Source organism: Streptococcus sp. P25B114 (assembly GCF_053010325.1).
On the sequence record NZ_JBRKNW010000001.1, the window covers coordinates 199692 to 219920 of the forward strand.

General features: G+C 40.8%; 8 protein-coding genes and 2 pseudogenes. 9 read left to right on the forward strand and 1 reads right to left on the reverse strand.

Annotated elements, in window-relative coordinates; all coding sequences use genetic code 11:
* Positions 1–3790: 3790 nt before the first annotated feature.
* Together ACVC7T_RS00935 and ACVC7T_RS00940 are read left to right on the forward strand one after the other, a co-directional pair.
* Positions 3791–6337, forward strand: a complete 2547-nt coding sequence (locus ACVC7T_RS00935; RefSeq protein ID WP_447262328.1) for a DUF445 family protein — start codon at positions 3791–3793, stop codon at positions 6335–6337.
* Positions 6338–6772: 435 nt separating this feature from the next.
* Positions 6773–6901 (forward strand): annotated as a pseudogene (locus tag ACVC7T_RS00940) (KxYKxGKxW signal peptide domain-containing protein); the annotation flags it as partial.
* A gap of 41 nt (positions 6902–6942) precedes the next feature.
* On the opposite strand, the gene ACVC7T_RS00945 reads toward ACVC7T_RS00940, so the two are convergent.
* Complete coding sequence (locus ACVC7T_RS00945; RefSeq protein WP_447262302.1) at positions 6943–7446, reverse strand: hypothetical protein; 504 nt, start codon at positions 7444–7446, stop codon at positions 6943–6945.
* 748 nt (positions 7447–8194) lie between these two features.
* On the opposite strand from ACVC7T_RS00945, the pseudogene ACVC7T_RS00950 reads away from it, so the two are divergent.
* The 7 genes and pseudogenes from ACVC7T_RS00950 to secA2 all read left to right on the forward strand — a co-directional run.
* Positions 8195–11353 (forward strand): annotated as a pseudogene (locus tag ACVC7T_RS00950) (DUF445 family protein); the annotation flags it as partial.
* Between the two features lie 651 nt (positions 11354–12004).
* Positions 12005–12310 carry an LPXTG cell wall anchor domain-containing protein gene (locus ACVC7T_RS00955; RefSeq protein ID WP_447262329.1) on the forward strand — a complete coding sequence of 102 codons (306 nt, stop codon included), beginning with the start codon at positions 12005–12007 and terminating at the stop codon, positions 12308–12310.
* Between the two features lie 563 nt (positions 12311–12873).
* On the forward strand, positions 12874–14127 hold the full coding sequence (gene secY2 / locus ACVC7T_RS00960) for an accessory Sec system protein translocase subunit SecY2 (RefSeq protein ID WP_447262303.1): 1254 nt from the start codon (positions 12874–12876) through the stop codon (positions 14125–14127).
* 10 nt (positions 14128–14137) lie between these two features.
* A complete protein-coding gene (gene asp1, locus ACVC7T_RS00965; RefSeq protein WP_172067874.1) occupies positions 14138–15709 on the forward strand; it encodes an accessory Sec system protein Asp1 in 1572 nt (523 codons plus the stop codon).
* Between the two features lie 4 nt (positions 15710–15713).
* Positions 15714–17288 (forward strand): accessory Sec system protein Asp2, encoded by a 1575-nt coding sequence (gene asp2, locus ACVC7T_RS00970; protein ID WP_447262304.1) that lies wholly within the window; start codon positions 15714–15716, stop codon positions 17286–17288.
* Positions 17288–17830 (forward strand): accessory Sec system protein Asp3, encoded by a 543-nt coding sequence (gene asp3, locus ACVC7T_RS00975; RefSeq protein ID WP_447262305.1) that lies wholly within the window; start codon positions 17288–17290, stop codon positions 17828–17830. Before asp2 ends, asp3 begins: the two co-directional genes overlap by 1 nt.
* A gap of 13 nt (positions 17831–17843) precedes the next feature.
* Positions 17844–20222 (forward strand): accessory Sec system translocase SecA2, encoded by a 2379-nt coding sequence (gene secA2 / locus ACVC7T_RS00980; protein ID WP_394732033.1) that lies wholly within the window; start codon positions 17844–17846, stop codon positions 20220–20222.
* Positions 20223–20229: the final 7 nt, after the last annotated feature.

Here is a 20229-nt window from a genome sequence, read left to right on the forward strand (position 1 = left end):
GATTAAAGATCCAACCTATACGGGTACTGTTGATTATAACTCAGCAGATACTACAGGATTTATCAAAATAATGGAGACCGAGGTTATGGCTCCAGGAGCGGATAATACTAGTTTGATTGTTCCAACTAGCTTCCTCATTGATGAAACAGAGGCTGCTCAAATAAAAGCCAATGCAGAAGCAGGTCTTACAGGAAATGATGCCTTTGTTGTAGTATATGAAGATGATGCAATTTTAATTCGAATTGCATTTAGCGGTTCAGCTGAGACTAATTATGCATCTGCAATACTTCCTCAACCAATTTTGAAATCGGCACATCCAGAGTATAACCCAACTCCAGGAGCTAGTAATTCAAAGGGGACTACGATTGCTCTTGGTAACGGTTTTAGTACAGCTACCTTTAACGCAACTACTCACTGGTACACAGTTGACACTTCTGAGTCGGAATCACTTTCAAACTCAAACTCATTGTCCTTGTCTGAATCAGAATCAACATCAAACTCTGAATCAACATCAAACTCTGAATCAACGTCGAATTCAGAATCAGTTTCAAACTCTGAATCAACATCAAATTCAGAATCACTTTCAAATTCGATTTCTGAATCTGTTAGAGAATCCGTCTCAGAGTCAGTGTCGGAATCCATCTCAGAGTCTATTTCGACGTCAGAATCGTTATCGAACTCTGTCAGTGAATCAGTCTCAGAATCTGTATCAGAGTCACTTTCAGAGTCAGTCTCCGAATCAGTTTCAGAGTCCATCTCTGAATCAGTAAGCGAATCAGTCTCAGAGTCAATTTCTGAGTCATTATCAGAATCAGTCTCAGAGTCCATCTCTGAGTCAGTCTCAGAATCAATCTCTGAGTCAGTATCCGAGTCAATTTCTGAATCAGTATCAGAGTCAATCTCTGAATCAGTCTCAGAGTCAATTTCTGAATCAGTCTCAGAGTCAATCTCAGAATCAGTAAGCGAATCAGTCTCAGAGTCAATTTCAGAGTCAGTAAGCGAATCAGTATCAGAATCAATCTCAGAATCAGTTTCTGAGTCAGTATCAGAGTCAATTTCTGAGTCAGTCTCAGAATCAATCTCTGAATCAGTCTCAGAATCAGTCTCTGAGTCAATTTCTGAGTCAGTATCAGAATCAGTCTCAGAGTCCATCTCAGAATCAATCTCAGAATCAGTAAGCGAATCAGTATCTGAGTCCATTTCAGAATCAGTCTCTGAGTCATTATCAGAATCCATCTCTGAGTCCATCTCAGAATCAGTTTCTGAGTCCATCTCAGAATCATTATCAGAGTCAATTTCTGAATCAGTATCCGAATCAGTAAGCGAATCACTATCTGAGTCCATTTCAGAATCCGTCTCAGAATCTATCTCAGAATCAGTATCCGAGTCAGTTTCTGAGTCAATTTCCGAGTCAGTGTCTGAATCCATCTCTGAGTCGATTTCAGAATCAGTATCAGAGTCAGTATCAGAATCCATCTCAGAATCAGTATCAGAATCCATCTCAGAGTCAGTCTCTGAATCAGTATCAGAATCCATCTCAGAATCAGTATCAGAATCAGTATCAGAATCCGTTTCCGAGTCAGTCTCAGAATCAGTCTCAGAGTCAGTCTCAGAATCCGTATCTGAGTCAGTCTCAGAGTCCGTCTCAGAATCAATCTCAGAATCAGTATCAGAGTCAATCTCTGAGTCAATCTCAGAATCAGTCTCAGAATCAGTTTCTGAGTCCATCTCAGAATCAATCTCAGAATCAGTATCAGAGTCAATTTCTGAATCAGTCTCAGAGTCAGTCTCAGAATCAATCTCAGAATCCGTATCCGAGTCAATTTCTGAATCAGTCTCAGAATCAATCTCTGAGTCAATCTCAGAGTCCATCTCAGAGTCAGTATCAGAATCCATTTCAGAGTCTGTAAGTGAGTCCATCTCAGAATCAATTTCTGAATCAGTTTCTGAGTCAGTCTCAGAATCAATTTCTGAATCAGTTTCTGAGTCATTATCAGAATCCGTTTCAGAATCAATCTCTGAGTCAGTATCAGAGTCAGTCTCAGAATCAATTTCTGAATCAGTAAGCGAGTCAGTCTCTGAATCAGTCTCAGAATCAATCTCTGAGTCAGTCTCTGAATCCGTTTCCGAGTCAGTATCAGAATCAATCTCAGAATCAGTATCTGAGTCAGTCTCAGAATCCATTTCTGAATCAGTATCCGAGTCAGTATCTGAATCCGTTTCAGAATCAATCTCTGAGTCAGTTTCTGAATCAATCTCAGAATCAGTATCAGAATCAATCTCTGAGTCAGTCTCTGAGTCAATTTCTGAATCAGTGTCTGAGTCAATTTCTGAATCAGTGTCTGAGTCAATTTCTGAATCAGTGTCTGAGTCAGTGTCTGAGTCAATCTCAGAATCAGTGTCTGAGTCAGTGTCTGAGTCAATCTCAGAATCAGTCTCTGAGTCAATCTCAGAATCAGTGTCTGAGTCAATCTCAGAATCAGTGTCTGAGTCAGTCTCAGAATCAATCTCAGAATCAGTGTCTGAGTCAGTATCAGAATCAATCTCTGAATCAGTCTCAGAGTCAGTCTCAGAATCAATCTCAGAATCAGTGTCTGAGTCAGTATCAGAATCAATTTCTGAATCGGTATCAGAGTCAATCTCTGAGTCAGTATCAGAATCAATATCCGAGTCAGTAAGCGAATCAGTAAGCGAATCAGTCTCTGAGTCAATTTCAGAATCAGTATCAGAATCAGTCTCTGAGTCAATCTCTGAATCCGTATCTGAGTCAATCTCAGAATCAGTCTCTGAATCAATCTCAGAATCAGTAAGCGAATCAGTCTCTGAGTCAGTATCAGAATCCGTATCTGAGTCCATCTCAGAGTCAGTATCAGAATCCATTTCAGAGTCTGTAAGTGAGTCCATCTCAGAATCAGTCTCTGAATCAGTATCAGAATCCATCTCTGAGTCTGTAAGTGAGTCAATCTCAGAATCAGTGTCTGAGTCAATCTCAGAATCAGTAAGCGAGTCAATTTCTGAGTCAGTCTCTGAGTCAATTTCAGAATCAGTTTCTGAGTCAGTATCAGAGTCAGTATCAGAGTCAGTATCCGAATCTATCTCAGAATCAGTCTCTGAGTCAGTATCAGAGTCAATTTCTGAATCAGTCAGCGAATCAGTGTCTGAGTCAATCTCAGAATCAGTAAGCGAATCAGTCTCTGAGTCAGTCTCTGAGTCAGTAAGTGAATCAGTATCAGAATCAGTCTCTGAGTCCATCTCTGAATCCATCTCTGAATCAGTATCAGAGTCAATTTCAGAATCAGTCTCTGAGTCAGTATCAGAATCAGTAAGCGAGTCTATCTCTGAATCAGTGTCTGAGTCAGTATCAGAATCCATCTCTGAGTCTGTAAGTGAGTCAGTATCCGAATCAGTTTCTGAGTCAGTATCCGAATCTATCTCAGAATCAGTGTCTGAGTCAATCTCAGAATCAGTTTCTGAGTCAGTAAGCGAGTCAATCTCAGAATCAGTTTCTGAGTCAGTAAGCGAATCAGTTTCTGAGTCAGTATCCGAATCTATCTCAGAATCAGTCTCTGAGTCAATCTCAGAATCAGTTTCTGAGTCAGTAAGCGAATCAGTTTCTGAGTCAGTATCCGAATCAGTGTCTGAGTCAGTATCAGAATCAGTATCAGAATCAGTTTCTGAGTCAGTATCAGAATCAATCTCAGAATCAGTTTCTGAGTCAGTATCAGAATCAATCTCAGAATCAGTCTCTGAGTCAATTTCAGAATCTATCTCTGAGTCAGTATCAGAATCAGTGTCTGAGTCAATTTCTGAATCAGTATCAGAATCAATCTCTGAGTCAGTATCAGAATCAGTAAGCGAGTCTATCTCTGAATCAGTTTCTGAGTCAGTATCAGAATCAATCTCAGAATCAGTTTCTGAGTCAGTATCAGAATCAATCTCAGAATCAGTCTCTGAGTCAATTTCAGAATCTATCTCTGAGTCCATCTCTGAATCAGTATCAGAGTCAATTTCAGAATCAGTCTCCGAGTCAATTTCAGAATCAGTCTCTGAGTCAATCTCAGAATCAGTGTCTGAGTCAGTATCAGAATCAATCTCAGAATCAGTAAGCGAATCAGTGTCTGAGTCAATTTCAGAATCAGTTTCTGAGTCAGTATCAGAATCAATCTCTGAATCAGTGTCAGAGTCAATTTCAGAATCAGTATCAGAATCAATCTCAGAATCAGTTTCTGAGTCAATTTCTGAATCAGTATCTGAGTCAATCTCAGAATCAGTGTCTGAGTCAGTATCAGAATCAATCTCAGAGTCAGTATCAGAATCAGTTTCTGAGTCAGTCTCCGAATCAATCTCAGAATCAGTGTCTGAGTCAATCTCTGAATCAGTGTCTGAGTCAGTCTCAGAATCAGTGTCAGAGTCAATTTCTGAATCAGTGTCTGAGTCAGTCTCAGAATCAGTCTCTGAGTCAATCTCTGAATCAGTATCAGAGTCAATTTCAGAATCAGTGTCTGAGTCAATCTCTGAATCAGTATCAGAATCAATCTCTGAATCAGTATCTGAGTCAGTATCAGAATCAGTAAGCGAATCAGTGTCTGAGTCTGTAAGCGAGTCAATTTCTGAGTCGGTATCAGAGTCAGTATCAGAATCAGTGTCTGAGTCAATTTCTGAATCAGTATCAGAGTCAATTTCAGAATCAGTGTCTGAGTCAGTATCAGAATCAGTAAGCGAATCAGTGTCTGAGTCAGTATCAGAATCAGTAAGCGAATCAGTATCAGAATCCGTATCAGAGTCAATTTCTGAATCAGTATCAGAATCAATCTCTGAGTCAATATCTGAATCAGTAAGCGAATCAGTATCAGAATCAATCTCTGAGTCAATCTCAGAATCAGTATCAGAGTCAATTTCTGAGTCAGTATCAGAGTCAATTTCTGAGTCAGTATCTGAGTCAATTTCAGAATCAGTATCAGAATCAATCTCTGAATCAGTAAGCGAATCAGTATCAGAGTCAATCTCAGAATCAGTGTCTGAGTCAGTATCGGAATCAGTGTCAGAGTCAATTTCTGAATCAGTATCAGAGTCAGTAAGCGAATCAGTATCAGAATCAGTGTCTGAGTCAATCTCTGAATCAGTGTCTGAGTCAGTCTCAGAATCAGTGTCAGAGTCAATTTCTGAATCAGTGTCTGAGTCAGTCTCAGAATCAGTCTCTGAGTCAATCTCTGAATCAGTATCAGAGTCAATTTCAGAATCAGTTAGCGAATCAGTTTCTGAGTCAGTAAGCGAGTCAATCTCAGAGTCAGTATCAGAATCAGTGTCAGAGTCAATTTCTGAATCAGTATCTGAGTCAATCTCAGAATCAGTGTCTGAGTCAGTATCGGAATCAGTGTCAGAGTCAATTTCTGAATCAGTATCAGAATCAGTGTCTGAGTCAATCTCAGAATCAGTAAGCGAATCAATCTCAGAATCAGTGTCTGAGTCAGTCTCAGAATCAGTGTCTGAGTCAATTTCAGAATCAGTGTCTGAGTCAATTTCTGAATCAGTGTCTGAGTCAATTTCAGAATCAGTGTCTGAGTCAATTTCTGAATCAGTATCTGAATCAATCTCAGAGTCAGTATCAGAATCAGTGTCTGAGTCCCTTTCAGAATCAGTATCAGAATCAATCTCAGAATCAGTAAGTGAATCAGTGTCTGAGTCAATTTCTGAATCAGTATCTGAGTCAATCTCTGAATCAGTATCTGAGTCAATCTCTGAATCAGTCTCTGAGTCAATTTCTGAATCAGTATCTGAGTCAATCTCTGAGTCAGTGTCTGAGTCAATCTCTGAATCAGTATCAGAATCAATCTCAGAATCAGTGTCTGAGTCAGTGTCTGAGTCAGTGTCTGAATCAGTATCTGAGTCAATCTCTGAATCAGTATCAGAGTCAGTAAGCGAATCAATCTCAGAATCAGTGTCTGAGTCAATTTCTGAATCAGTATCAGAATCAGTGTCTGAGTCAATTTCTGAGTCAGTAAGCGAGTCAATTTCAGAATCAGTGTCAGAGTCAGTATCAGAATCTGGTGTAGAGATTCATTCACATGGTCCTGGATTGGTTAACCCACCGCTTCCACCAATGAATATTGAATCGATTTCTGAATCTGTTAGCCAGTCACTATCTATCTCAGAGTCAGTTTCTGAATCAGTCTCAGAATCGGTAGTTCCACGTCATTCTCAAACATCACGTAAACAAGGTGCATTGCCAAATACTGGTGAGGAATCATCAGCTTGGGCAGGTATCTTAGGTGCAGGTCTTCTCCTTGGTGGGTTGTACAAACGCCGCAAGAAAGAAGATGAGGAAGAAGTAAAATAATTTCCTTCTGACTGGATCATAAAGAGAAAAAGTAGTTAGTCAGCTAGCTACTTTTTTTGCTTGGGAATGAAAAATATTTTTGAGAAACGGCACCATCTTCATATATTCAAAAAACAAATAAAATTACTAAAAATATTTTAGATTATTTATGTGAATAAACACTAAAAAGCCTAAAGCAAAGTGCAAAAAAAAAGTAATCAGAGTTTTGAAAAATGCTTTAAATAGCATCATTTCCTGAAAACGTCATCAGAAACAATGTGAAAAAATATTTTTGATATTGCATATTTATTGTTGACAAAGAAAAATAAATAAGTGTATAATTGAGATATTACTATCATCTTTGGATAGATAATGAAGCAATAACAATATAGTGAGTGGCGTATGTTGTTATAAAGTTATTTTTCAAATGTGAAAAAAATTTTTAGGGAGTTAGAAATGACTGGAAAAAACAAAGAGAATATTACCGAAGTCTCGCGTAAAAGTCGTGTCAAGATGCACAAATCCGGTAAGCACTGGGTTCGTACGGTAATGTCTCAAATCGGTTTGATGCGCTTAGGTGGTAGCAAGCCATCAACTGGTAAAGTGACAGTAAATACGAATACCGTTCAATCTTCAGCTACAGCAATGTTGCGTGGTTTGATTGCAGCAAGTGCGGTAGTCGGTGGTGGAATCACAGTTGACCAAGTACTTGCAGAAGACACTGTAACGACATTTGAGACAACAACCACTGTCCTTGCTACTGAGGATACAGTTAGCATGAGCAATGCAGGCACTGAGTCCGACACTTCATCGCAATCAACTAGTGATTTGACATCGACAAGTCTATCGGATTCGACAAGTATTTCAGATTCAGATAGCTTGTCAGATTCGTCAAGCCTTTCAGACTCAGCAAGTGTGTCTACATCTACAAGTGAGTCAACTTCAGAAAGTGAGTCTACATCTGAAAGCGAATCAGTTTCTGAAAGTGAGTCTACATCTGAAAGCGAATCAGTTTCTGAAAGTGAGTCAATCTCATCAAGCGAATCGGTGTCAGTTAGCGAGTCTACTTCTACAAGTGAATCTGCTTCTTCAAGCGAAACTACATCAACAACTGAATCACAGACAAGCACGAGTTCATCGACATCAGCAAGTGAGACAGTGACTTCAACCTCAGAATCAATTACTGGTTCTGAAACGCTTGGTTCAGAATCTGGACGACAGGCGTTGGAGCAAGTTGTCTCTGAGGGTGAAATTCTAATTAAATTGGCTGAATCGCAATTGGAAAAGTCATCTGACAGTGAGTTAGCAGCAGTCTTAGCAACATCTAGAGCAGAGGTAGCGGCTGCAAAACAATTGTTAGGTGATTCAGCTGTTTCGATAGAAGAGATCGAAGTTGCAGTGTCCTCAATTCAATCAAGTTCACTTGCTTTGGGAGCAGAGCTAGTTAAAGGACAGTCTGAAAAATATTTAGCAGTTGCTCATGATGTAACAACAGGAACTCCATCTGCATATATTGATAGTAACGGGGTTACCCAATACATTTATACAGGAATTTTAACTGGTGGTGATGCTTCAGAAAATGCTAACAATACCATTATAGACAGTATTAGTTATTCGTACGATACTGGGACCAACCGTACTACTTGGAAAGTGAATCTATCACCTGCATTTGCAACGAATAACCAGTTTGGTATTGTTATCGCAACAAATGATAGTATTATCTCTCGTGAGATGAGTTACTACTCAGATGGAAACCTAATTCGTAATAGCGATTACACACCGTATATAGCGAAATCATCTTTTGATAATTTGGTTTATAATAACTACGCGATTAACATTACTGAGTGGCGTACAATTGGTGGTGGTGTTGCCAACAATATGACTTGGACGTTTGTCACAGAAGGGGATTCTAAGACCTTTTATGTACGTACAGCGACAGCTATTGTTCAATCTACGTTGGAAGGGATTTTAAAAGGTGACGGACGTACCTTATATGCGCAGCGATATGATGAGTCACCGCTTAAGGGGATTGATATTGACAGTTTAGATCCTAATATCCCATCAATTTCAGAGTCTACGTCAATTTCCCAATCAAATTCTTACTCAGAGTCAGCTTCAGAATCAGTTTCAAATTCTTTATCTTTGTCTGAATCAGAATCGACTTCAAAATCAGAATCAGTATCTAACTCTGAGTCTATTTCAAAATCAGAATCAGTATCTAATTCTGAGTCTATTTCAAATTCAGAATCAGTATCTAACTCTGAGTCTATTTCAAATTCAGAATCAGTTTCAAATTCAGTCTCAGAATCAATTAAAGAATCAATTTCTGAGTCAGTAAGCGAATCAATTAAAGAATCAGTATCTGAGTCCGTCTCCGAATCAGTTAAAGAGTCCGTTTCCGAGTCCATCTCCGAATCAGTTAAAGAGTCCGTTTCCGAGTCCATCTCCGAATCAGTTAAAGAGTCCGTTTCAGAATCCGTCTCCGAATCAATCAAAGAATCTGTCTCAGAGTCAGTTTCTGAATCAATCTCAGAATCGGTATCAGAGTCAGTTTCTGAATCAGTGTCTGAGTCAATCTCAGAGTCAGTGTCTGAATCCGTCTCCGAGTCCATCTCAGAATCCGTCTCTGAGTCAGTCAGCGAGTCAATCTCTGAATCAGTATCAGAATCTATTTCAGAATCGGTATCGGAGTCAATTTCTGAGTCAGTAAGCGAATCAACTTCAGAATCAGTATCAGAGTCAGTATCAGAATCAATTTCTGAATCGGTATCAGAGTCCATCTCAGAGTCAGTATCAGAATCCATTTCAGAGTCTGTAAGTGAGTCCATCTCAGAATCAATTTCTGAATCGGTATCAGAGTCAATCTCTGAGTCAGTAAGCGAATCCGTCTCAGAATCCGTCTCTGAATCAGTATCAGAATCTATTTCAGAATCGGTATCGGAGTCAATTTCTGAGTCAGTAAGCGAATCAACTTCAGAATCAGTATCAGAGTCAGTTTCAGAGTCAGTTTCAGAATCAGTCTCTGAGTCAATCTCAGAATCAATCTCTGAATCAGTCTCTGAGTCAATTTCAGAATCAGTTTCTGAGTCAATCTCTGAATCTGTTTCTGAATCAGTTTCAGAGTCCATCTCAGAATCAGTGTCTGAGTCCATCTCAGAATCAATTTCTGAATCGGTATCAGAGTCAATCTCTGAGTCAGTAAGCGAATCCGTATCAGAATCAGTCTCTGAATCAGTATCAGAATCCATCTCTGAGTCAGTAAGTGAGTCAATCTCAGAATCAGTGTCTGAGTCCATCTCAGAATCAATTTCTGAATCGGTATCAGAGTCAATCTCTGAGTCAGTAAGCGAATCTGTATCAGAATCAGTCTCTGAATCAGTCTCAGAATCCATCTCTGAGTCTGTAAGTGAGTCAATCTCAGAATCCGTCTCTGAGTCAATCTCAGAGTCAGTAAGCGAATCAGTATCTGAATCAGTAAGCGAATCAGTCTCTGAGTCAATCTCAGAATCAGTATCTGAGTCAATTTCAGAATCCGTCTCCGAGTCCATCTCAGAATCAGTGTCTGAGTCAGTCTCTGAGTCAGTATCAGAATCAGTGTCTGAGTCAATCTCAGAATCAATTTCAGAGTCTGTAAGTGAGTCAATTTCAGAATCAGTCTCTGAATCAGTATCAGAATCAGTAAGCGAGTCTATCTCTGAATCAGTGTCTGAGTCAGTATCAGAATCAATCTCAGAATCAGTATCAGAATCCATCTCTGAGTCTGTAAGTGAGTCAGTCTCAGAATCAATCTCTGAATCAGTATCAGAATCAGTATCAGAGTCAATTTCAGAATCGGTATCGGAGTCAATTTCTGAGTCAGTAAGCGAATCAACTTCAGAATCAGTATCAGAATCAGTCTCTGAGTCAGTCTCAGAATCAGTATCAGAATCAGTCTCTGAGTCAGTCTCAGAATCAATCTCTGAATCAGTCTCTGAGTCAGTAAGCGAATCAGTATCAGAGTCAGTATCAGAATCAATCTCTGAATCCGTATCTGAGTCAATTTCTGAATCAGTATCAGAATCCGTATCTGAGTCAATCTCAGAATCAGTAAGCGAGTCTATCTCAGAATCAGTATCAGAATCCATCTCTGAGTCTGTAAGTGAGTCAGTCTCAGAATCAATCTCTGAATCAGTATCAGAATCAGTATCAGAGTCAATTTCAGAATCGGTATCGGAGTCAATTTCTGAGTCAGTAAGCGAATCAACTTCAGAATCAGTATCAGAGTCAGTTTCAGAATCAGTCTCTGAGTCAGTCTCAGAATCAATCTCTGAATCAGTCTCTGAGTCAGTAAGCGAATCAGTATCAGAGTCAGTAAGCGAATCAGTATCAGAGTCAGTAAGCGAATCAGTATCAGAGTCAATTTCTGAGTCAGTATCTGAGTCAATTTCAGAATCAGTATCAGAATCAATCTCTGAATCAGTAAGCGAATCAGTATCAGAGTCAATTTCTGAATCCGTATCAGAATCAATTTCAGAATCAGTGTCTGAGTCAATCTCTGAATCAGTATCAGAATCAATTTCTGAGTCAGTATCTGAGTCAATTTCAGAATCAGTATCAGAATCAATCTCTGAATCAGTAAGCGAATCAGTATCAGAGTCAGTATCAGAGTCAGTATCAGAATCCGTCTCTGAATCCGTATCAGAGTCAATTTCAGAATCCGTCTCCGAGTCCATCTCAGAATCAGTGTCTGAGTCAATTTCAGAATCAATCTCAGAATCAGTAAGCGAATCCGTCTCTGAGTCAATTTCAGAGTCAGTATCAGAATCAGTTTCTGAGTCCATCTCAGAATCAATTTCTGAATCGGTATCAGAGTCCATCTCAGAGTCAGTAAGCGAATCCGTATCAGAATCAGTCTCTGAATCAGTATCAGAATCCATCTCTGAGTCTGTAAGTGAGTCCATCTCAGAATCAGTGTCTGAGTCAGTATCAGAATCAGTAAGCGAATCAGTGTCTGAGTCAGTATCAGAATCAGTAAGCGAATCAGTGTCTGAGTCAGTATCAGAATCAGTAAGCGAATCAGTGTCTGAGTCAGTATCAGAATCAATCTCAGAATCAGTGTCTGAGTCAGTATCAGAATCAATCTCTGAATCAGTAAGCGAATCAGTGTCTGAGTCAATTTCTGAATCAGTGTCTGAGTCAATTTCTGAATCAGTGTCTGAGTCCATCTCAGAATCAATTTCTGAATCGGTATCAGAGTCCATCTCAGAGTCAGTAAGCGAATTCGTATCAGAATCAGTCTCTGAATCAGTATCAGAATCCATCTCAGAGTCTGTAAGTGAGTCAATCTCAGAATCAGTGTCTGAGTCCATCTCAGAATCAGTCTCTGAGTCAGTCTCTGAGTCAGTATCAGAATCAGTGTCTGAGTCCATCTCAGAATCAATTTCTGAATCGGTATCAGAGTCAATCTCTGAGTCAGTCAGCGAATCGATTTCAGAGTCCCTTTCAGAATCAGTTTCTGAATCAGTATCAGAGTCAGTCAGCGAATCGATTTCAGAATCCGTCTCCGAGTCAGTATCAGAATCAATTTCTGAATCAGTTTCCGAGTCAATTTCCGAGTCAATTTCTGAGTCCATCTCTGAGTCAGTATCAGAATCTAGTGTAGAGATTCATTCACACGGTCCTGGATTGGTTAACCCACCGCTTCCACCAATGAATATTGAATCGATTTCTGAATCTGTTAGCCAGTCACTATCAATCTCTGAGTCCATTTCAGAATCAGTGTCTGAATCGATTTCAGAATCTGTTTCAGAATCAGTGAGCGAATCAATCTCTGAGTCCATTTCTGAGTCTGTATCAGAATCAACTCCTTCACAGGATTCACAACTTCCTCGTAAGTCTGCAGTATTGCCAAGTACAGGTGAGGAGTCGTCATCTTGGGCAGGATTGCTTGGAGCAGGCCTCTTGTTTGGTGGTTTGTACAAACGTCGAAAAAAAGACGAAGAAGAAGCAAGGTAATCAAAGCTAGAAGGCAAAAAGAAAAGTAGCTAGCAAATGTCAGCTACTTTCTTTGTATCAAGTTCTGATTTAAATATGGAAAAAACTGATAATCAGTTGAATAATAGACAAAGAAACAGTACACTAATAGATAAGTAAGGGAACTGTTAGCAGTTTTTATGGAAAAAGCTGGCGCATAAGATTTTTTAGATTCATTTAACCTAAAAATAGTAGCCTCAAAAAAGGAAAAATATGTGCCAACTAGCTATATTTTCCGTAGGAAAATTGAAAATGTATTCATTAAAAAAACTTAGTGTTTTCACAGTCTTTTTATTGACTTAGCCTAGCAATAGTGCTAAAATTGGGAGACTCTTTTGGACATATTTAAAACTAGTAAGACATGAGCAAAAAACGCAGTTAAAAAAATGATTTTTTAACACTTTTCTTGAAACAGCGAATAAGAATGAACAAGTCATACTAGTTGAATCGAAGCTGCCCTTTAACGAGGGCGACTTCGATTTATCATATGTGGGGATAAATAAGGTCTTATCCCTAGATATGATAAGGAATAGGAAGTTTATATTATGAAAAATATATGGAGAAACTATCGTTCTTCTAATCTAGCTAACCGTCTGACCTGGATGATTGGCATCGTATTTGTCTATATGTTGGGGAAATATATCCCAATCGCAACCCTTCCTGTTGCAGGCATTGAAGCGGGTGCATATAAATTAGATAGTGCCTTGGAGAACTTGGCCATGGTAACAGGTGGTCAGTTTTCGACCCTGAATCTATTTTCTCTCGGGCTGAGTCCTTGGATGACAGGGATGATCTTGTGGCGTTTTTTGACGCTCTTTAAGACAATTAAAGGTTTAACTGCCCAACAAAGCCATCGCTACCGCATGTTACTGATGTTTATTGTAGCCTTGATCCAGTCCATTGGGATTAGTTCCCTATCAGAGTACTATCAGTTTAGTCAGTTTGGTGACTATTCACTCCCAATCGTAAGGGGAATTACAATGGTAGTGATGATTGCCGGTAGTTTTGTCCTCATGTGGTTGGCAAATGTGAATGGCCGTAAGGGCTTAGGAGGCCCATCGGTTATTATTGTCTCCAACATGATTTTAACTTTTATCATTAATATCATCCGGTATTTTTCAGAAAAACGATTGGGAGGCCTCGAATTTTTGTTGACGATTGCGGTGATTGCATTAATCGCTTCTGCCTTGATTTGGATTACAGTTGTCATCTATCGAGCAGAGTATCGGATTCCGATTCGACGGATAATGATTATCAGTGCATTTGCCGAATCCACCTATATCCCAATTCGGGTGACGCCGGCAGGAGGGATGCCTTTCATGTATGCGATGACGCTGATGTCCTTGCCACCAATTCTGATTTCAGCTATGTTGCAGATTTTTCCAGAAAATCCTATATTGAAGGAGCTGGTTGGGAAGGTGAGTATTTCAGAATTACTCGGGATTCTGGTGTATATCTTCTTGCTCTTCATCTTAGCAATTGGTTTTGCCTACTTCAATATAGACCCGACTGAAGTCGCGGAAAATATGCAGAAAAGTGGGGACTATATCGAGAATGTTCGTCCAGGAGAGGCAACTCGGAAGTACATTTCCTTCTATCTAAATCGTTTAACCTTGGTTGGTGCGATCTATACCTGCTTGATGGGAGGTGTGCCCTTGATCCTGGTGTGGAGCCAGCAAGGGCAAATCAGTATCGCACTGTTGATCAACAATATTTATATTGTCACTACCCTTTTGTTGGGCATAGTGGAACAGGTTCGTATTCTTCGTTCATGGAGAGAATACGACGAGATTATTTAAAGGAGTTACTATGTTTTATTTTGTCCCATCCTGGTATCAAGGAAATCGTAAGTGGTATATGGAAGCCCCATTATGGTTTCGTGCCATTGAAAATATGACCTTTGACGATGCAGTGAATCAATTGAAGACCTTCCAGGCTGCGGGCGAAGAAACGATGATGCTCTTGTTGGGGTACCAACCTCATTTGCGCTATTTTTTGCACCGTCAAGATATTCTTTCAACCCCTTACTGGTCCTTCTTTGACGAGATTCAAAATATCCAAAGTAAAAATACCAAGGTGCTCCAGGTAACTGATTTGACTTGGCCACAGGGGGCACGTTTTGTCTATACTCCCTTTGCCTTGTTGGTCAAAATTGGGGATGAACGGATTGCGGAAGTACATTTTGCTGAAAGCGGCAATCTCTTGAAAGTGGAATACTTTAAGGAGAATGAAGTCACCTACCACTACCTGTTCGACGATCGTGGATTTTTATCGAGTATCCTTTATTTTTCAGATGGGAAGCCTAGCCATCAGGATTATCTGAATGAAAAAGGAGTCTGGCAGGTTCGTGAGCACTTGACAAAAGCTTCCAATCTCATTACCATCAACCCACGTGCAGATCAGGAATTCTTCCAGCTGGCTTATGAGAGCTGGGATGATTTGATTTTAGAGAAGTTATTCTTCTTCAAACGTCTGCGTATGACAGAACAAGACTACTTGGTTATTGCAGTCCATGAGCAACACAATCGCCTCTTGTTAGATGCTTTTGAACAACAGAAAAAAGTGTTGTCCTTTAGTGGTGACCGCTACAGTCTCCAAGAGGGCAGTGACTTAAAGCGTCTTGCTCAAGAAGGTGATGTCCTGGTAGTGGATTCGGAGAAAAACAAGCTGGCCCTTGAGTACAGTTTGGCCCAGCTGGGAACCCCTGCTCACCATGTCAGCAAGGTGACGCCGTTTGATACACGTTTGCGTTTAGGACGCAGTCAGACGGTCAAGGAATTGATTATTTACTGGCAGATGGACGGCGCAAGCCGTGAAGACTATTTACAAACCCTGCATGTTTTATTGCAGTTAATGGAAGAAAATCCCTTGATTGAATTGGATATTGTCAGCTATGAACGTGCACGCAATATGAAGGCTTTGGAAAGTGAATTGATTGCTCTTCTGCAGGAAAAATACACACTTGCTCGGTTCATGAAAGTATCGGAAGAGGCTGGTGAAAACCAATTGGAAGAGGATCAAGAGATGACCTTGTCCAGCATTCGCTTCCATACCTTTACCAATGAAAATCAGATTATTCGCCAATTAGATACGACTCGATTGGTATTGGATTTGGGACAGGTTCCGCATCTTTATACTCAGATTGCTAGTATTAGCGCCGGAATCCCACAAGTCAATCGCCAAGCTTCAGAGTATGTAACGCATGGGGAAAATGGTTGGATTGTGACGGGAATTAAAGACCTGACAGAAGCAGTCGCTTATTACTTTGATGGTCTGACAAACTGGAATAGGTCCCTTGTTTCAACTGTTCAAAAAATGGGGGATTACACTAGCGGTCGCATTATTGATCAATGGAAAGAATTATTAGAAAATAAAGGCTAACAGAATGAAAATTTTACAGATAGGAAGCCAAGATTGGTCGAAAGGAAAGGAGCTTCCAGAAGACCTGGAATGGCTTTATACGAGTGCAGAAGGCATTACAGACCTTCTCCAAGAGTTAAACGATGCAGCTTTGGCAAAAATTCCTGCTGAAAAATTAGCAGAAATGGGAGAAAATCCCAAGGTACCACTTTACTTTACAGGAATCCTAGTGACTGACTCTTTGTCGGAAAAGCAACTTGAACCTTTGATGAATAACATCGAAGCTTACGCTGTCTTTATGACAGAAAATGTGGAGGTCTTTGATATAGCTCCGACTGGTTTTTACCGCAGAAAGGTGATGTCTTACCTACCTATACAGGGAAACCAGGAAGAGTTGATCGCTTTTCTCCATATGAACCTTTTTTCAGGACAATATGGGGCTAAGTTAAAGATCCCTGAGATTGATGTCAATCCCAACTTTACGGGTCAAGTTGATTATGAGGGCAATGTCGGTGTTACGTTTACAGGTGATTTCGGGGAGGATTTCCAACCCTTGCTGACCTTTCGCTACAATCTGAGTACTTTTCCAATGTCTCTTGAAATCTGGTTGGAATACATAAAAAATGGTGACTGTGAACTTCGTCTGGAGTTGGATCTGATCCGTAAGGGTTCTTTAGCGGATGTATTTGAGAAACAGATTTTGAGTGAAGAAGAAATGAAAGAACCTTATGTTCTAGCACGACATCCAGAGGTTGGTTTCTATAGTGTGTCTGTTTCTGCCAGAGGGACAGGATCTATCAAGACAGGTGTACTCCATTGGCGTTATTCGCGTTCTGGACTTGGTCGTTTTGTCTTAGGAGGGAAGCGCCATTCGGATGCCAAACGCCAAGAAATTTTTCATTACTTTAACCCAGGTGATATGAAACCTCCTTTGAATGTTTATTTCTCTGGTTTTCGGGGAGCGGAAGGATTTGAAGGTTTCTTCATGATGAAACGCTTGGGAGCTCCCTTTCTACTCGTAGCCGATCCGCGTTTGGAGGGTGGATGCTTTTATTCTGGAACAGATGAATTAGAAGGGCACTTGCAGTCTGCAATCCAAGAGGCTTTGGATTACTTGGGATTTGATTCGAACCAGCTTATTCTTTCTGGTCTATCAATGGGAGCATTTGGTAGCCTGTATTATGCATCTCATTTTAATCCCCACGCGGTTATTGTCGGTAAACCATTTACAAACTTAGGTGAGACTGTTTCTAATTTGAAGTTGAAGCGTCCAGGTGAGTTTGAAACCAGTGGTGACATGATTCGTAATGTTGTCGGTGGAGCTGACCCTGCCTCAGTTGAAGCCTTTAACCAACGATTCTGGGATAAATTTGGCGAATCGGATTTTCATACGACTCAATTTGCGATTGCCTATATGGAGCAGGATGACTATGATGGCTATGCCATGGAACGCTTGATTGATTATTTGGCAGATAAAGACGTCCATATCTTCTGTAAGGGGTATGAAGGGCGTCACAATGACAATAGTCGTGCCATCAACCGTTGGTTTAAGGCTCAATACCATAAGATTCTACAAAATGATTTTGGAAGGGACGTGTAATGGCAGAAGTGTTAGTGCAAAAATTACTCTGGACAGGAGTAGCCCCAGGTGTGAACTACCTGTACGGTTCAATGATCCAGATACAGGAAGACTCGATTTTCTTTGAGAACCTTCATTTTTCACCAGGTAAAGCCATCAAAACTTGGCGGTCTCGGACCAATTATCAGGTCAATCGTTCCTGTCCGGAACTCCCGTTGCTCTATCCAGGAGTTACCTATCGCCTAGAGCAAAAGCTCACCATTGTGCCTGAACAGACCGCCTATTTTCAAATTCAATATTTCAATCGCCAGAATGAAGAAATCCAACGGGATATTCTCAGAAATGGTCAGGAAGAATTTACCTTGCCCAAAGAGGCCTTCACTTATCAGATTTCCCTTATGAGTGCAGGTTGTCAGCAGGTGGAATTCTTCCATATTGCGATTTATGGACCTGAAAATAGCGCCAAACCTTTGATAGAAAGAAATCAGGTCAGTAGCTACACATCAGATCAGGAACCTGAGGAACTAAGATTGGTGAGCCGCTTGATTCACCAAAAAGGATAAAGGAATAGCAACCATGCAATACAAGACTTCTTTGCTGAATCAGATTCGGTTGAGAAAGATTAAAAAATTAACCAGACAGATTAATGCTCTGTCCGATACCTATGAAGGGATGACCGATCAAGACTTGGCGAATCAAACAAGTCTCTTTAAGGCGCGCTTGGAAGCAGGAGAGGACCTAGACGATATACTGGTAGAAGCGTTTGCGGTTTGTAGGGAAGCCTGTTACCGTGTCCTAGGTCAATTTCCATATGATGTACAGGTGATGGGGGGAATTGCCCTCCATCAAGGGACCATTGCGGAGATGAAGACTGGTGAGGGAAAAACCCTGACGGCGACAATGCCCCTATACCTCAATGCCTTATCAGGAAAAGGCGCGATTTTGGTCACCACCAATGAGTATCTGGCCAAGCGGGATGCTCTGGAAATGGGGCAGGTCTATGAGTTTCTCGGCCTAACTGTTGGTCTTGGTGTCTATGATGATGACCAAGAAGGAGATGCAGAGACTAAACGAATGGTCTATGGAGCCGATATCACCTATGTAACAGGTGCTGGTCTGGGTTTTGATTACCTGTCTGATAACCTTGCTTCTTCAAAGAGCGAGAAGTTCCTACGTGACTTTAACTATGTTATTGTTGATGAGGCGGATGCGGTCTTGCTAGATAGCGCCCAAACTCCTCTCATCATCTCAGGGACCCCTCGAGTTCAATCCAATATGTACGATATCTGCGATCAGTTTGTACTAACTTTGGGAGAAGAGGAGTTTTACTTTGACCCAGATAAAAAAGAAGTCTATTTGACGAACAAGGGAAATGACTATGCGGAACACTATTTCGCAGAAGAGAGCATTTACAATGCAGACAACTGGGAGCTCAATCGCCATATCAACCTAGCCTTACGGGCCCACTATCTCTACAAGAAAAATTATGATTATGTGGTACAGGATGATGAGGTCAAACTCTTGGACAATCGAACAGGACGCGTGTTAGAAGGCACCCGTCTACAATCTGGTATTCACCAAGCCTTGGAAACCAAGGAAAATGTGAAGAAAACCAAAGAAAGTCGTGCCATGGGCTCAGTTACCTATCAAAGCCTCTTCAACATGTTCCCTAAACTTGCAGGAATGACAGGTACAGGACACCAGGCAGAGGATGAGTTGATTTCGACTTATAAGGTTCCAGTTATCTCCATTCCGACCAATGTGCCGATTCAACGAATCGATTATCCAGATAAAATTTATACCACTCTTCCAGAAAAATTGTATGCAACGATGGAGCTAGTTAAGGAGCTGCATGCCAAGGGACAACCTGTGCTGTTGATTTCTGGAACTGTGGAAATCACCCAAATTTATTCGCAACTGCTCTTGCAAGAAGGCATTGCCCATTCAACATTGACAGCTAATAATGTGGCAAAAGAAGCCTTGATTATCAAAGAGGCTGGTCAGTTGGGGACGGTGACTTGTGCGACTATTATGGCCGGCCGTGGGACTGATATTAAGTTGGGACCAGGTGTGGAACAATTGGGTGGTTTGGCAGTTGTTGGAACCGAGAGGATGGCCAATAGTCGGATGGACTGGCAGTTGCGCGGTCGAGCAGGCCGTCAAGGTGAACCAGGCATGTCTCAGTTCTTTGTCTCCTTGGAAGATGAATTGTTGACCAACTATGGTCCGGAATGGGTCAAAAAATACTTTAAAAAGCATAATCGTGAAGATCGTAGAAATTATGGTCGAGCTTTGACAGGTCGTCGCTTCCATGCGGCTATTCATCAAGCTCAAGAAAAGAGTGAGGATAATGCTGTCAGTGCTCGTCAATCAACTATTCGCTTTGATGAAAGCTTGCGAGTCCAGCGCCAGAAGATTTATGGCTTGCGGGACCGCTTGATTCTCGATGATGCGAACTTGGCGGAAAATGTCCGCCAGATCATGGAAGAAGTGATCGATTCTTATTTGACCGAGAACAAGGAGCGAACACGCCATCAGCTACGCCGCTATATCTTGGACAACTATAGCTATGCTTTCAGGTATTTCCCAAGAGCTTTAGACTTGGACGATGACCAGGACGTTAAGAACTATTTGTTAAAATTGGTGGAAGAAGAAGTGGCTAAAAAAGGGATGCTTTTGCAGTCAGAAGAAGCTTTGTCAGAGTTCTATCGTCTGTCTGTTTTGAAGGCAATTGATGAGTGCTGGGTCGAAGAAGTTGACAGTCTCCAACAATTGAAGGGGGTTGTCACAACACGATCTACAGCCCAGAGGGATGGGATGTCCGAATACTACCAAGAATCCCTGCGTTCCTACAAACAGATGTCTGATTTTGTCAAACAGAAAATCGCTCGAAATGTTATGCTCAGTACCATAGAGCAATCGAAAGATGGAAAACATTCTATTTATTTTGTATAAGAAAAGG